Source organism: Streptomyces sp. NPDC085927, from assembly GCF_044540975.1.
Classification (GTDB): Bacteria; Actinomycetota; Actinomycetes; order Streptomycetales; family Streptomycetaceae; genus Streptomyces; species Streptomyces hirsutus.
In genome coordinates this window covers 49,517-64,595 of the sequence record NZ_JBITSN010000012.1, presented here as the reverse complement: position 1 = coordinate 64,595, position 15,079 = coordinate 49,517, and the positions used below count along the sequence as shown (strand labels likewise).

12 protein-coding genes are annotated in these 15,079 nt (G+C 72.9%); 3 read left to right on the top strand and 9 right to left on the bottom strand.

Annotation, left to right across the window (positions count from 1 at the left end; genetic code table 11):
- Nucleotides 1–53 precede the first annotated feature (53 nt).
- The 4 genes from ACIF80_RS27115 to ACIF80_RS27100 all read right to left on the bottom strand — a co-directional run bounded on the left by ACIF80_RS27115 (nucleotide 54) and on the right by ACIF80_RS27100 (nucleotide 4,292).
- Nucleotides 54–1,340, bottom strand: coding sequence for an aspartate aminotransferase family protein (locus ACIF80_RS27115; RefSeq protein WP_399809509.1), 1,287 nt, complete (start codon nucleotides 1,338–1,340; stop codon nucleotides 54–56).
- Nucleotides 1,337–2,179, bottom strand: coding sequence for a nitrilase-related carbon-nitrogen hydrolase (locus ACIF80_RS27110; RefSeq protein WP_399809508.1), 843 nt, complete (start codon nucleotides 2,177–2,179; stop codon nucleotides 1,337–1,339). Before ACIF80_RS27110 ends, ACIF80_RS27115 begins: the two co-directional genes overlap by 4 nt.
- Before the next feature lie 186 nt (nucleotides 2,180–2,365).
- Nucleotides 2,366–3,856 carry a hypothetical protein gene (locus ACIF80_RS27105; protein ID WP_399809507.1) on the bottom strand — a complete coding sequence of 497 codons (1,491 nt, stop codon included), beginning with the start codon at nucleotides 3,854–3,856 and terminating at the stop codon, nucleotides 2,366–2,368.
- 151 nt (nucleotides 3,857–4,007) lie between these two features.
- Nucleotides 4,008–4,292, bottom strand: a complete 285-nt coding sequence (locus ACIF80_RS27100; protein ID WP_399809505.1) for a helix-turn-helix domain-containing protein — start codon at nucleotides 4,290–4,292, stop codon at nucleotides 4,008–4,010.
- A 32-nt stretch (nucleotides 4,293–4,324) separates the two neighbouring features.
- On the opposite strand from ACIF80_RS27100, the gene map reads away from it, so the two are divergent.
- Both map and ACIF80_RS27090 read left to right on the top strand, forming a co-directional pair.
- Nucleotides 4,325–5,092, top strand: a complete 768-nt coding sequence (gene map / locus ACIF80_RS27095) for a type I methionyl aminopeptidase (RefSeq protein ID WP_399809503.1) — start codon at nucleotides 4,325–4,327, stop codon at nucleotides 5,090–5,092.
- A 240-nt stretch (nucleotides 5,093–5,332) separates the two neighbouring features.
- A complete protein-coding gene (locus ACIF80_RS27090; RefSeq protein WP_399809501.1) occupies nucleotides 5,333–7,981 on the top strand; it encodes an ATP-dependent Clp protease ATP-binding subunit in 2,649 nt (882 codons plus the stop codon).
- Nucleotides 7,982–8,036: 55 nt separating this feature from the next.
- Here the strand turns inward: ACIF80_RS27090 and ggt are convergent, their stop codons facing one another.
- Nucleotides 8,037–9,872: a gamma-glutamyltransferase gene (gene ggt, locus ACIF80_RS27085; RefSeq protein WP_399809499.1), complete on the bottom strand. Its 1,836-nt coding sequence runs from the start codon at nucleotides 9,870–9,872 to the stop codon at nucleotides 8,037–8,039.
- A 152-nt stretch (nucleotides 9,873–10,024) separates the two neighbouring features.
- On the opposite strand from ggt, the gene ACIF80_RS27080 reads away from it, so the two are divergent.
- Nucleotides 10,025–10,822 (top strand): hypothetical protein, encoded by a 798-nt coding sequence (locus tag ACIF80_RS27080; RefSeq protein ID WP_399809498.1) that lies wholly within the window; start codon nucleotides 10,025–10,027, stop codon nucleotides 10,820–10,822.
- Nucleotides 10,823–11,462: 640 nt separating this feature from the next.
- On the opposite strand, the gene ACIF80_RS27075 is transcribed toward ACIF80_RS27080, so the two are convergent.
- From ACIF80_RS27075 to ACIF80_RS27060, 4 genes are all read right to left on the bottom strand, one after another.
- Nucleotides 11,463–11,873, bottom strand: a complete 411-nt coding sequence (locus tag ACIF80_RS27075) for a DUF6278 family protein (RefSeq protein ID WP_399809496.1) — start codon at nucleotides 11,871–11,873, stop codon at nucleotides 11,463–11,465.
- Nucleotides 11,874–11,967: 94 nt separating this feature from the next.
- Complete coding sequence (locus ACIF80_RS27070; RefSeq protein ID WP_399809495.1) at nucleotides 11,968–12,747, bottom strand: exodeoxyribonuclease III; 780 nt, start codon at nucleotides 12,745–12,747, stop codon at nucleotides 11,968–11,970.
- A gap of 60 nt (nucleotides 12,748–12,807) precedes the next feature.
- A complete protein-coding gene (locus tag ACIF80_RS27065) occupies nucleotides 12,808–13,443 on the bottom strand; it encodes an MBL fold metallo-hydrolase (protein WP_399809494.1) in 636 nt (211 codons plus the stop codon).
- A 48-nt stretch (nucleotides 13,444–13,491) separates the two neighbouring features.
- The gene (locus ACIF80_RS27060; protein ID WP_399809493.1) at nucleotides 13,492–14,790 is read right to left on the bottom strand and encodes an alpha/beta fold hydrolase; all 1,299 of its coding nucleotides are present in this window, start codon (nucleotides 14,788–14,790) and stop codon (nucleotides 13,492–13,494) included.
- Nucleotides 14,791–15,079: the final 289 nt, after the last annotated feature.

Sequence of the window (15,079 nt, the reverse complement as noted above, 5' to 3'; positions counted from 1 at the left end):
GAGGGCTTCGCCCCGCACGGGGACGCGGGCGACCGGGGGTGGGCGCCGGGCCGCTACCGGAGGCTTTGCAGAGCCTGTTCGAGGATGGCTGCGCCCTCCTCGGCCTCCGCGACGGTGAGGGACAGGGGCGGGGCGATGCGCAGGGCACTGGTGTTGTGGCCGCCGCCCTTGCCGATGAGCAGTCCGCCCCGGCGGGCCGCCTCCAGTACGGCGGAGGCGGCCTGCGGATCGGCCTCGTCGGTGCCCGGCTTCGTCAGCTCGATGCCGATCATCAGTCCGCGCCCGCGGACCTCCCGTACGGCGGGCACCTGGGCGGCGACGGCCCGCAGGCGTTCGATGAGCAGGCCGCCGACCCGCCGGGCGTTGCCCTGGAGGTCGTGTTCGAGGAGGTAGGTGAGGTTGGCCAGGCCGGCGGCCATGGTGACCTGGGTGCCGCCGAACGTCGAAATGCTGTGGGAGTCCAGGCAGTTCATGATCTCGGCACGGGCGACGACGCCGCCGATGGACATGCCGTTGCCGATGCCCTTGGCGAAGGTCACGATGTCGGGCGGTCCGCCTCGGCCGTGCGCCTGCCAGCCCCAGAAGTGGTCGCCGGTGCGGCCCCAGCCGGTCTGCACCTCGTCGGAGATCCACAGGACGCCGTGGGCGTTCAGGACTTCGCGGAACGCCGCGTACAGTCCGTCGGGCGGTGAGGTGAAGCCGCCGACGCCCTGGATCGGCTCGGCGATCAGCGCCGCGGGCGGGCGCGTGTGGCCGAGCAGGTCCTTGAGGTCGTCGACGCAGGCCGCGATGAACTCGGCGTCGCCGAGCGGGGCGTACGGGCCGCGGGTGCGCACGCCGCCGTGCACGTACAGGGTCTGCAGCGGGGACAGCGAGGTCGGGGACCAGCCGCGGTTGCCGGTGATGCCGACGGCGCCGAAGGAGCGTCCGTGGTAGCTGTTGCGCATCGCCAGGACCGTGTTGCTGCGCCGGTGGGTGGTGGCGAGCAGCAGGGCGGTGTCGTTGGCCTCGGTGCCGGACGTGGTGAAGAAGACCCGGGCGTCCGGGATGCCGCTCAACTGGGCGATACGGGTGGCGAGTTCCACCATCTGCCGGTTGAGGTAGAGGGTGGAGGAGTGGATGATCCGCCCGGCCTGCTCGGCGACCGCCTTGGTCACCTCGGGCAGGGCGTGGGCGGTCATGGTGGTGAGGATGCCGCCGAAGAAGTCGAGGTACCGGTTGCCCTCGGAGTCCCAGACGTGGCGGCCCTCGCCGTGGGTGATCTCGAGGGGTTCCTCGTAGTAGAGGGCGAGCCAGTCGGGCAGCACGGAACGGTGGCGGCCCAGGAGGTCGTCGGTCACGGCCGCACCAGCCCTTCGTAGGCGTCGGGGCGGCGGTCGCGGTAGAACGCCCACTGCTGCCGCACTTCCTCGATGAGGCCGAGGTCGAGGTCCCGGACCACGAGCTCCTCCTTGCTGTCGCTGGCGACGTCGCCGACGAACTGTCCGCGGGGGTCGACGAAGTACGAGGTGCCGTAGAAGTCGTTGTCCCCGTACTCCTCCTGGCCCACGCGGTTGATCGCGGCGACGAAGTACTCGTTCGCGACGGCCGCGGCCGGCTGTTCCAGCTGCCACAGGTGGGACGAGAGGCCGCGGTGCGTGGCGGACGGGTTGTAGACCAGCTGGGCTCCGTTGAGTCCGAGCTGGCGCCACCCCTCCGGGAAGTGGCGGTCGTAGCAGATGTAGACGCCGACCTTGCCGACGGCGGTGTCGAAGACGGGCCAGCCGAGGTTGCCGGGCTTGAAGTAGAACTTCTCCCAGAAGCCCTTGACCTGCGGGATGTGGTGCTTGCGGTACTTGCCGAGGACGGTGCCGTCGGCGTCGATCACGGCCGCGGTGTTGTAGTAGAACCCCGACTGCTCGACCTCGAACACCGGCACGACGATCACCATGCCGGTCTCCCGGGCCAGTTCCCGCATCCGGGTGACGGTCGCCCCGTCGGGCACGGGCTCGGCCCAGCGGTAGTGCTCGGCGTCCTGCACCTGACAGAAGTAGGGCGAGTTGAAGACCTCCTGGAACCCGATGATCTTCGCGCCCCGCCGGGCCGCCTCGCGCGCGTGCTCCTCGTGTTTCGCCAGCATGGACTCGGTGTCGCCGGTCCAGGTGGCCTGGACCAGGGCGGCACGTACGACGTTGGCCATGAGCTGCTCCTTCGACGCGACGTCAGCGCCTCTACGCCCGTAGAAGCGGTCGTAGAGGGACGAACGTAAGCCTCTCGGGCGGCCTTGCCAAGACCATCGTCGTGAAGCCGCGGAGTCGATCGTGTTTCGCACTCCGGTGGGTGAGTTCCGGGCCCCGCCGGTCAGGACCTCTCCGGCGGGGCCCGTTCAGGCGGTGAATCCCGCGACGCGCAGGGCGTGCAGCAGGTCCCAGTAGCGCTCCTCGGAGACTCCCCGGGCGGCTCCGAGCAGCAGCGGGACGAGCCGTTCGGGGCCGGGGGCGGCGCTGCGGGCCGCCTCCTCGGGGGTGCGCGTCCTCACGTAGGCGTCGAGCAGCGTGCGCACCTCGCGGTGGCGGTCCTCGGCCGCCAGTGCGAGGACCGCCCGGCCGGTTTCCTCGGCGGGCCGTACGACGCCCTGGCGCAGGATCTGCTCGGCGTCGCCCGTCTGCCCCGCCGCGGTCAGCGCGTCGGCCGCGGCGACGAGCCGATCCGCGGGAAGGGAGGCGGCCTCCCACAGGAGCGTCGTCCAGTCGGCGCCCAGTCCCGCGCTCCGCATCCCGTCCGCGAGCAGCGGGAGCCGGGCGACGGGCCATGACGCGGCCTCGGCGAGCAGGGCGTGCGCCTCGCCGCTGCGCCCGTCGCGGCGCAGCCGCGCGAGGGTGCCGACGAGCCGGGCGACCTCCTGCCGCTCCGCCGCGCCGACGGGCTCTCCGGCCGCCCACGACTCGCCGTGCGCGCCGGAACCCGGCCCCACCCGTCCCTCCCCCGCGCCGTCGACGGCCCCTGCGAAGCGCGCGCCGCGCGGGGTGCGGGCGGTGCGGGTGACGGGGACGGCCGCCGGGGAAGGGGCAGGGCCGGAACCGGGCCCGGGTGCGGGCGCGGGTAAGGACCCGGGCGAGGTGACGGCGGCGGGCGGTACGACGACGGGGGCCGCCGCCTCGTCCGTCACGCCGGCGAAGCGGGCGCTGCCACGGCGCCGTGTGCGCTGCTTGGGCACGGGGGCGGGCCGGCCGGCGGGAGCGTCGCGGCGGACGGCCTCCCGGTCGGGCACCGCGTCGGGTCCGGGCGCCGGGGCGGATCCGGGCACCGTGGCGGGTCCGGGCACCGTGCCCGGTACGGGTGCCGGAGCGGGGGCCGTCGTCCGCCGTGCCCGTCGGTCCAGGGCGTCCGCGCGGTCACGGAGTTCCGCACACCGCGCGGCGGCCCGGCCGTGGTCGTCGCGGGCCCAGGCGAGGTCGACGCCGAGCGCGTCGGCCTCCGCCCGGCCGGTGGCGCGGGCGAGGGCCTCGCTCAGGTGCGCGTGCCGCTCCGCCGCGTACTTCTGTTCGCGGAGCATCACGTAGAGCCGGTCGGCGAGATCCTCCCGGGCGCCGGGCCGGGCGTCGTGGGCGGCGAGGGCGGCGGCGTGCAGGCCACGGGCCTTCGGCGTCTCGGACTCGTCGGCCCCGGGGCCGTGGACGGTACGCAGGTCCTGGAGCAGCGCTTCCATCACGTCCCAGGGCGGCACCTCACGCCCGTCGAGACAGGCCCGCATACCGTCGGGGTCCCGGTGCCAGAACACCGCGCACCAGCCTCCGGACGGGTCCAGCCGGGCCAGCAGCCCGTGCAGGTAGTCCGTGAACTCCCGGATCCGGACCGGGTGCATCTCCACTGCCATCGCGCCAACTCCCGCCACAACCGGAGCACTCCGTCCCGTAGGCAACACCCGTCGTGTTACGGGGGCGCTACGGGGAGTTTTCCGGCGGCGGGCAAGGTGCGCCCGCCGGGCGCGGCGGCGCCCGGAAGGCGCCCGGCCCGGGGTCTTCGGCTCAGGCGGCGACCGGTGCGACCGGTGGTACGAGCGGTGGCACGGCCGGCGCGCAGCGGCCCACCAGTTCGTCCATCGACAGGTCGAGCGCGCGGGCGAGGGCGGCCACCGTGAAGAACGCCGGGGTGGGTGCCCGTCCGGTCTCGATCTTGCGGAGGGTCTCCGGGGAAATGCCGGCGCTCGCCGCGATCCGCGTCATGCTGCGGTCGCCGCGCGCCTCGCGCAGCAGCCGGCCGAGCCGCTCGCCGCGTTCGCGCTCTTCGGGGGTGAGAGGGGTGCGCACCATGTCGCCATTCTAATACCGGTATAGTAATTGGCATGGTGGAACTGAAGAACGACACGGCGATCGACGCGATGTACGAGACGGGCCAGGTCGTCGCGGAGGCCCTGAAGGCCGTGCGGAAGGCCGCCGGGGTGGGCGTGTCCCTGCTGGAGCTGGACGAGGTGGCCCGGGAGGTACTGCGCGGGGCGGGCGCGACCTCACCCTTCCTGGGCTACCTGCCCTCCTTCGCGCCGACCCCGTTCCCCGCCGTCATCTGCGCGTCGGTCAACGACGCGATCGTGCACGGCATCCCCGACGGTTACCGGCTGCGCGACGGTGACCTGGTCTCCGTGGACTTCGGTGCGGAGCTGGGCGGCTGGGCCGGTGACTCGGCGATCAGTTTCATCGTGGGCACGCCCCGAGCGGACGACGTGCGGCTGGTCGAGACCGCCGAGCGGGCCCTGGCGGCGGGCATCGGGGCCGCCGTGGTCGGCAACCGCATCGGGGACATCGCCCACGCGATCGGCACGGTGTGCCGCGCGGCGGGGTACGGCATCCCGGACGGCTTCGGCGGCCACGGCATCGGCCGCCGTATGCACGAGGACCCGTCGGTCCCGAACGAGGGCCGGCCGGGCCGGGGCATGCCCTTGCGGCACGGCATGGTCCTCGCGATCGAACCCATGCTCGTGGGCGGTGGCACGGACGGCTTCCACGCCGCCTCCGACGGCTGGACCCTGCGCACCGACGACGGCTCCCGGGCCGCCCACGCCGAACACACCGTGGCCATCACCACCGCGGGCCCGCGCATCCTCACCGCCCGCTGAACGCGCCCCGCCCGGTGGCGCGGTTCCGAGGTGCTGCCCCGGGGCGATCGTGCGAGGGTGTTCTCGATCGCGCCGCAGGCGGCACCCGCACCGCGGGGACACGCATGTGTGTAACCGGGAAACGGCCGGGCACCCGCGTCCGGACCGTACGTCGAGCAGTGAGTGCGCCCCGGGCCTCCTTCAGGTTCCCGGTTCCGCCCGGCCCAGGGGGACCCCGCGGGGGCGCCGGAACGGATGTCCATGAGCAGCGGGTTCACGGGTCCGGAGGGCTACGGCTCGGACCCCTTCGAAGAGTTCTTCGCACGTTTCTTCGGCGGGCCACGCCCCCGGCAGGTCGACATCGGCCGGCTGCTGAGCCAGCCGGCCAGGGAGCTGGTGCGCGGTGCCGCGCAGTACGCCGCCGAGCACGGCAGCCGGGACCTGGACACCCAGCACCTGCTGCGCGCCGCGCTGGCCACCGAGCCGACCCGTGGCCTGCTCAGCCGGGCGGGCGCGGACCCCGACTCGATGGCGTCGGAGATCGACGAACGGTCCGGGCCCGTCCAGTACGGGCCGGACGACGCCCCGCCGCCGACGGCGCTCTCCCTCACCCCCGCCGTGAAGCGGGCCCTGCTGGACGCGCACGAGATGGCCCGGTCGACCGGGGCCGGATACATCGGTCCGGAGCATGTGCTCAGTGCCCTGGCCGCCAACCCCGACTCGGCCGCCGGGCACATCCTGGACGCGGCCCGGTACGCCGCCGCAGGAATGCCGTCCGACGCACCGGACTCCGCGCAGCCCCGCACCGAGCGGCCCCGCACCGCGACGGGCACGCCGACGCTGGACAAGTACGGCCGTGACCTCACCGAGCTGGCCCGCGAGGGCCGCGTCGACCCGGTGATCGGGCGGGAGAAGGAGATCGAGCAGACCGTCGAGGTGCTCTCCCGGCGCGGCAAGAACAACCCGGTGCTGATCGGTGACGCGGGCGTCGGCAAGACCGCCGTGGTGGAGGGGCTGGCACAGCAGATCGTCGACGGGGACGTGCCCGACGTGCTGATGGCCCGGCGGGTGGTCGCGCTGGACCTGACGGCCGTGGTCGCCGGGACCCGCTACCGGGGCGACTTCGAGGAGCGGATGACCACCATCGTCGACGAGATCCGCGCCCACTCGGACCGGCTGATCGTCTTCATCGACGAGCTGCACACCGTCGTGGGCGCCGGGGGCGGCGGCGAGGGCGGTTCGATGGACGCCGGCAACATCCTCAAGCCGGCGCTGGCCCGCGGCGAGCTGCACATCGTGGGCGCGACCACGCTGGAGGAGTACCGCCGGATCGAGAAGGACGCGGCGCTGGCCCGCCGCTTCCAGCCGATCATGGTTCCGGAGCCCACACCGTTCGACGCGATCGAGATCCTGCGCGGTCTGCGGGACCGGTACGAGGCCCACCACCAGGTCCGCTACACCGACGAGGCGCTGGTGGCGGCCGTGGAGCTGTCCGACCGCTATCTCAGCGACCGCCATCTGCCGGACAAGGCGATCGACCTGATCGACCAGGCCGGCGCCCGGGTGCGGCTGAGGTCCCGGACCAAGGGCACGGACGTACGCGCCCTGGAGCAGGAGCTGGAGCAGCTGACCTGTGACAAGGACCAGGCGGTCGCCGACGAGAGGTACGAGCAGGCGAGCCGGCTGCGGGACCGCATCGGCGAGCTGAAGGAACGTATCGCCGAGGTCGGTGGCGAGGGCCGGGTCGACGAGGGCCAGAGTCTGGTGGTGGACGCCGAGGCGATCGCGGAGGTGGTGTCCCGGCAGACCGGCATCCCGGTCAGCCGTCTCACCGAGGAGGAGAAGGACCGGCTGCTGGGCCTCGAGGAGCATCTGCACCAGCGTGTCGTCGGTCAGGACGAGGCGGTGCGGGTGGTCGCGGACGCGGTGCTGCGCTCCCGGGCCGGGCTCGCCAGTCCCGACCGGCCGATCGGCAGTTTCCTGTTCCTCGGGCCGACCGGCGTCGGCAAGACGGAGCTGGCGCGGGCGCTGGCCGAGGCCCTGTTCGGCAGCGAGGAGCGCATGGTCCGCCTCGACATGAGCGAGTACCAGGAGCGGCACACCGTCAGCCGGCTGGTCGGCGCCCCGCCCGGGTACGTCGGCCACGAGGAGGCGGGGCAGCTGACCGAGGTGGTACGCAGGCATCCGTACTCGCTGCTCCTGCTCGACGAGGTGGAGAAGGCGCATCCGGACGTCTTCAACATCCTGCTCCAGGTCCTCGACGACGGCCGGCTGACCGACTCCCAGGGCCGGACGGTGGACTTCAGCAACACCGTGATCGTGATGACGAGCAACCTCGGTTCGGAGGCCATCACCCGGCGCGGCGGGACGCTGGGCTTCGCGACGGGCGGCGCGGAGGCGGACGAGGAGGCACGGCGGGAGCAGATCCTGCGGCCGCTGCGGGAGCACTTCCGGCCCGAGTTCCTCAACCGGATCGACGAGGTGGTGGTGTTCCGTCAGCTGACCGCCCAGGAGCTGCGGCAGATCACCGGTCTGCTGCTGGAGGCGACGCGGCGCGGGCTGCGGGGGCAGGGCGTCACGGTCGAGTTCACCGAGGCGGCCGTGGACTGGCTGGCACGGCGCGGGCATGAGCCCGAGTACGGGGCACGGCCGCTGCGCCGCACCATCCAGCGGGAGGTCGACAACCAGCTCTCCCGGCTGCTGCTGGACGGCAGTGTCCGCAGCGGTGACCAGGTGACGGTGGACGCGGCGGACGGGAGCCTCACGTTCCGGACCAGTGCAGGGGCCAGGACCGGCTCAACGGCCGGGACCGGCGCCGGTGACGGTCCGACGGCCGGCGCCGACGACCCCGGCACCGCCTCAGCCACCGGCCGCGAGGAGCCTCCGGCGCCCGAACCGCCCGGGCGGTGAACGGGCGGGCGCCCGTTCCCGCCGAGGGGCACGGGCGCCTTCCCGCCGAACGGGCCTACCCCGCCGGGCGCACCACCATCGCCGAGCCGCCGCCCCGGCGGGTCTTCTCCGCCGCGGCGACCCATCGGCCGTCCGGCAGCCGCTGTACGGCGGTGGTGGCGCCGATCTCCGGGTTGGCCTGGAAGGAGTGCCCGATGGCCTCCAGCTTCTGCCGCGTCGCGCTGTCGTACAGGCCGGGTTCGAGGTCCGTGCGGGCCGTGTTGCGCTGGCTGGCACGCGGCGCGGCGATCGCGTCGACCAGCGGCAGACCGCGGTCGAGGAAACCGGTGAGGGTCTGCAGCACGGTGGTGATGATGGTCGAACCGCCGGGCGAACCGAGTGCCACCACCGGCCGGTCGTGCCGGTCGAGCACGATCGTCGGGGCCATCGAGGACCGGGGCCGCTTGCCGGGGCCCGGCAGGTTCGGGTCGTGCACGGCCGGGTTCGCCGGGGCGAAGGAGAAGTCCGTCAGCTCGTTGTTGAGCAGGAACCCGCGGCCCGGCACGGTGATGCCGCTGCCGCCGGTCTGCTCGATGGTGAGGGTGTAGGAGACCACGTTGCCCCACCGGTCGGCGGTGGTGAGGTGCGTGGTGCTCTCGCCCTCGTACGTCGTCGGGGCCGCGGTGCCGCCGGTCGCGCAGGCCGCGGGGTCGCGCGGGTCACCGGGGGCGAGCGGGCTGGTGAGGACGGCGTCGTCCTGGATGAGGCACTCACGGGAGTCGGCGTACCGCTGGGAGAGCAGTTCCTTCGTCGGTACGTCCTCGAAGGCGGGGTCCCCGAGCCAGCGGCCCCGGTCGGCGAACGCGATGCGGCTGGCTTCGATGAGGCGGTGCAGGTAGCGGGTGTCGTCGGCCCGGGAGAGGTCGGTCCGCTCCAGGATGTTGAGGGCCTCGCCCACGGTGGTGCCGCCCGAGGAGGAGGGCGCCATGGCGTAGACGTCGAGGCCGCGGTACGACGTCCTGGTGGGCGCCTGGAGCTTGGCCCGGTACGCCGTGAGGTCCCGGGTGGACAGCTCGCCGGGGCGGGCGTTCCAGCCGGAGTCCGGGTCCACGGGCGGTTCGTTGACCGTGTTCACGATGTCCCGGCCGATGCCGCCCCGGTACAGCGCGTCGACGCCCTTCCTGCTCAGCTCCGCGTAGGTGCGGGCGAGATCGGGGTTCTTGAAGGTGGTGCCGACGGCCGGGAGTTCACCGCCCGGCAGGAACAGCTCGGCGGTGTCGGGGAAGTGGCGGAAGCGGGTCTCGTTGGCGGCGGTCTGGTCGCGGAAGGTGCTGTCGACGGTGAATCCGTCGCGGGCGAGCTTCTCGGCGGGTCTCAGGACCGTCCGCAGGGACTTGCTGCCCCACTTGTCGAGCGCCCGCTGCCAGGTGGCCGGCGTGCCCGGGGTACCGACGGCGAGGCCGCTGCTGACGGCTTCGGCGAAGGGGACGGGGGTGCCGTTCTCCAGGAAGAGGCCGGAGTCGGCGGTCAGCGGGGCGGTCTCGCGTCCGTCGATCGTCTGCACGGTGCGGGACCCGGCGTCGTAGTGGACGAAGTAACCGCCTCCGCCGATGCCGGCCGAGTAGGGCTCGGTGACGCCGAGCGCGGCGGCGGTGGCGACGGCCGCGTCGACGGCGTTGCCGCCGTTCCTGAGGACCTCGATGCCGGCGGCGGAGGCGTCGGCGTCGACGCTGGAGACCGCTCCGCCGTGGCCGACGGCCACCGGGGTCTTGGCGGGGGCCCGGCCGGGTCCGCCGCCCTGCGGCCCGCCGCCCTGTGGCATGGCGGCCGATGACGGCGCTGCCGCTCCCGAGGAGACCACGACGGCGGTGACCGCCAGAACCGTCAGCTTCCGTCCGACACGATGACGCATCCGCACCTCCGTTGAAGGGCCGTTCACGCAGCCTAGTTCATTGCCATGCTCGCGTCAGGAACCTCGCGGGGCGTGCCGTCGCGGCCTCCCGGACGCCCTTTTCCCGGACGTCTCGAACACGGGTTTGCTCAAGCCCGCTAGCATGCGCGCCCATGAGTGACGACGTACGCAACATTGTTCTGGGTGTGGTCGCCTCCGGCCTCTTCGCCGCGCTGGGCTGGATCGCCCGTACCTACCTGTGGAAGCGCAAGCTCAGACGCAAGCAGGCCTTCTTCGGACTGCCGGACAACTCCGAGTCGCTCCTCGTCGTCAACCGCGATCCTGCCACGGCGGAACCGGCCGTGCATCGTTTCGATGTGTTCTCGCTGCTCGAGCTCTCGGCACTGATCAAGGACTGCGGGGCGCACGTCCAGGTGGTCACGCAGGACGCGGCCCACCAGGGTTTCGGTGAGCGCACGGAGTTCTGCGTGGGGGGACCCGCGTCGAACCGGCGGATGGTGGCCCACATGGCGGCGATGCTGCCCGGGGTGCGCGTCAACATAGATCCGGAGCCGGGCCCGGACCGGGGCGCCTTCCGGATCGGTACCGAGCTCTACCGGATGGAGCCGGGTGTCACGGAGTACGTCCTGCTCGCCCGGCTCACCGCCGGTGAACAGCGCGACACCCGGCCGGTGTTCCTGTTCTGCGGCCAGCGCGCGATCACCAACCAGGCAGCCACCCGCTATCTCGCCCGCCATCACGAGCGTCTGGCCCGCAAGCACGGTTCCCATTCCTTCGTCCTGCTGCTGAAGGTCGTCAACTCGCAGGCGTACGGCCCCGATGTCGTCGAGGTGGTCGGGGACGTGACGCGCGCCGCGCAGACCCCCCTGCCGGCCCCCGCCGCCGAATCCCCCGCCGTCCCGGCACCCGCTCCGGCGCCCGCCTCACGCAAGAGGCAGCAGAAGTCCTGAACCGCCCGGGGAAGTGCACGGGCGGGCGACCGGGCACAACCCGCCCGACGCGCAGCTGACCTTCTGCTCGCCGGCGAACAGCCCGTGGTACGGGCCGTCTTCGCCGCGCGGACAGTGATCTCCGACTGCCGCCGGACGGGACTGGCCGATGTGAACCGCCGCCCCCGCGGATGCGGGGCGGTGGGCCCCTCCCGGCGGCGGCGTCCCCCGCTCCGACCGCGAAGTCCCCCTCCCCACCGGGACGGAGAAAACATCGTAGTCGAGGCCGGGCGGGGCGGACGTCCCCGCGTCACCCCCGCTCGCTGTTCGAGGGTCCCGAAGACGAAGTTCTCGGCCCGGTTCCCGTTCGGGTCCGTGAGGAATCCGCCGGCCTACAGCCCTCGGTGACAAGGCCGTTGACCATGAAGCCGCGGACCGTGAAGACGACCGGCCGACGGCAGAGCGGGCGAAGCCCTCCCGTACGTGACGATGATCACGGTCAGGTCCGCTTCGGCCAGGTGCCGCATGACGTCCGGGACCTCGTCGACCATGCCGGCTCCGAGGGTCTCCGGCCGGTTGCCCGCCCGGTACAGGACCGAGCCGCCCGGCCCCGGGGCGCGGGCCGGGCGAGACCGGAGCGCCGTCCGGCGCCTCCGGCGCCTCACGCCTCCGCGACCTCGGCGTACAGCTGGGACAGTTCGGGCACGCCGCCGGCGGCCCAGGCGTGCCCGGATTCCACGACGTCGAACTCCCGCCCGGAGGCGAGCCGTACGACGGGCTGCCCGTCGGAGCGGATCTCCCATACGGCTCCCGGCACGGTGCGCACGATGACCGTGCCCAGATACAGCCCGGCGTCGTTGCCCAGCCAGGTCAGGGTGTCCTCGTCGTCCCGCCAGCTTCCCGGGACCATCTGGTCCAGCGCTTCCAACGAGGCCGGGGAGTCGTCCAGTCGGACACCGGCCCGGGACGCCTGGGAGCGCAGCAGCTCGCACTCGGCGAGGAGTTCCGCGAGGCCTTCGGGATCGCGGACTCCGGGCTTCTGGCGCCGGTTGCCCAGGAAAGGGATGTTCATCCCTCCAGCGTGACATTCGTACCGCCGTCCGCACCACAGGGCGCGCGGACAACTGCCGTCGGGTGGCCGGTTACTGATCACCGGTGGCCGGTGATCACACGTCCAGGTCGACCACGACCGGCGCGTGGTCGGAGGCGCCCTTGCCCTTGCGCTCCTCGCGGTCGACGTAGGCGTCGGAAACGGCCTTGGCGAACGGCTCGTTGCCGTACACCAGGTCGATGCGCATGCCGCGGTTCTTGGGGAAGCCGAGCTGGCGGTAGTCCCAGTACGTGAACGGGTGGTCGTACTTCAGCGGGCGCGGGACGACGTCGGTCAGACCGGTCTCGCGCAGGGCGGCGAGGGCGGCGCGCTCGGCCGGGGTGACATGGGTGGAGCCCTCGAAGAGGGTGATGTCGTGCACGTCGTCGTCGGTCGGCGCCACGTTGTAGTCGCCGAGGACCGCGAACGGGCGGCTGCCCGCCGCGTCGCCGGCCACGGCGGCCTTCAGCGCCTCGAACCACTGGAGCTTGTACGCGTAGTGCGCGTGGTCCACCTCACGCCCGTTGGGCACGTACACCGACCAGACGCGGACCGGACCGCAGGTCGCGGAGACGGCCCGGGGTTCCAGCGAACCGTCGTAGCCCGGGTCGCCGGGCAGGCCCTTGGCGACGTCCTGGAGGCCCACGCGGGAGAGCACCGCCACGCCGTTCCACCGGCCGGTGGCGTGCACCGCCGACTCGTAGCCCAGTTCGCGCAGTTGCTCCACCGGGAACTGCTCCTCGGCGACCTTGGCCTCCTGGAGGCAGAGCACGTCCGTGCCGCTGCTCTCCAGCCAGGCCAGGAGCCTCGGCAGGCGGGCGGTGATCGAGTTCACGTTCCAGGTCGCGATGCGCATGTCCCACAACCTACCCGGCGCCTGTGACAATGCCCGGCCGCCGGGGGCCAAAGGCCTGACTCACAGCTCGGCCGTCGCCCCCGGGGCCAGTCGCAGGTGCTCGGCGCCGCCGAGGGCCCCGATCTGGCGGTCGTAGATCGGGCGGGCCAGATCGGTGAGCAGGGCGTCGTGGATGTCGTAGGCGCGCTCCGGCCGGACCTCGCGGACGTAGTCGATGACCTCCGAGATCTTGTTCCAGGGGGCCATGACGGGGAGCATCAGCGTCCGGACCGGGTGGCCGGGGACGGTGAGGGCGTCGCCGGGGTGGAAGAGGGCGCCGTCGTCGACGAGGTAGCCGACGTTGGTGACCCGCGGGATGTCCGGGTGGATCACGGCGTGCAGTTCGCCGTGCACCTGCACCTCGAAGCCCGCGGCGGTGAACGTGTCGCCGTGGCCGACGGTGTGCACCCGGCCCGGGAACGCGGCCGAGAGCTGGTCCGCGACGGACTTCAGGGTCCAGATCCCGGTGGCCGGGTCGGCGTCCAGCGCGGCCCTGAGCCTCCCCTCGTCGAAGTGGTCCGGGTGTTCGTGCGTGACGAGGATGGCGTCCGCGCCGAGCGCGGCGTCCTCCTCGCTGAACCCTCCGGGGTCGACGACGAGGGTGCGGCCGTCCTTCTCCAGGCGGACGCAGGAGTGCGACTTCTTCGTGAGCCTCATACGTCCATCCTGCCTCTCAGGACTCGTTCCCGGGCCTCGCTCCGGGCCTCACTCCTGAGGTGTGGTCTCCTCGCGGACCACCTGCTGGGCCACCCGGAACGCTTTGTTCGCCGCGGGGACACCGCAGTAGGCGGCCGCCTGGAGCAGGACCTCCTTGATCTCCCCGGGAGTGAGGCCGTTGCGCAGGGCGGCCCGGGTGTGGACGGCGAGGTCCTCCAGGTGGCCGCCGGCGACCAGGGCGGTGAGGGTGACGCAGCTGCGGGTGCGCCGGTCCAGGCCGGGCCGGTCCCAGACCCCGCCCCAGACGGACCGGGTGACGTACTCCTGGAAGTCGCCCGAGAAGTCGTCGGTCTGCGCCAGCACCTGGTCGACGTGCGCGTCGCCCAGCACCTCACGGCGGACCTTGATCCCGGCCTCGTACGGGTCGGGGCCGCTCCCCTGGGACTGCGGCGGGACAGCGGCGGCGATCTCGGCGACGGGCCCGGTCTGCTGCGGTACGACCACCTGCCCCGCCTGGACCTGGACGGCGGGCAGGGCGATGTGTCCGGTGGCGGCCTCGAAGGCGGGCTGCCAGGCGGTGGAGAAGTGCCGGACCAGAAGGTCGGTGACGGCGGCGGGCTGCTCCACCGGTACGAGGTGGGAGGCGCCGGGCACGACGGCCAGCCGGGCGTCCGGCACTCCGGCGACCAGCGTGCGGGCCTCGGCGGGGCCGGTGACCTGGTCGTCCGAGCCGACCAGCACCAGCGTCGGCACACCGACGCTGCCGAGGTCGGCCCGTACGTCGAACGAGGCGAGGGCCTCGCAGGCGGCGATGTAGCAGCCCGGGTCGGTGGTGCGCACCATCTGCACGGCCCACTCGGTGATCGCGGGCTGCGCGGCCGCGAAACCACTGGTGAACCAGCGGTCGGGCGCGGTGCGGGCGATCGGGTCGAGCCCGTTCGTGCGGACGATCACCCCGCGCTGGCGGAACTCGTCGGCGGTGCCGAACCGGGGCGAGGCGGCGATCAGGGCGAGGGAGGCGAGGCGTTCGGGGTGGCGCAGGGCCAGTTCGAGGCCGATCGCGCCGCCGAGCGCGCAGCCCGCGTAGCCGAAGCGCTGCACGCCGATGCCTTCGAGGGTGGCGAGCAGCCGTACGGTGAGATCGCCGACCGAGCCCCCCGGGTACGCGGGGGCGCCTCCGTGTCCGGGCAGGTCGAACCGGAACACACGCCATTGCTTCGTCAGTTCGGGGATCTGTCGGTCCCACATGTGCCATGTCGTGCCGAGCGAGGGGCCCAGGATCAGCACGGGCGCTTCTTCTGGCCCGTCACAGCGGTACTGCAGGGTCGGGGTCGTCGCGTCACTCACGCGGGCCACGTTCTCACATCTCACGATTTCTCACATGAAGGGGTCCGGCGGCCTTGCGGAGCTCCGCACATTGTGCTGACTTCGCGGAGATCCGCGGCGTCCGGCTTCACATCACAGCGATCCCAGCGTTCCATGGCCCCTGCCCGGTGTCCGTTCCCGCCTGGCCGCGGTGTCCTGCGCACGCGCGGCCGTTACTGTCTGCGGGTCATATTCTGCGGGTCCCGGCGCGTCCTGTCCGTGAGTCTCGTGGACCAGCCCGGTTTTCGGCCACGAACGTCACGCGGGCGCG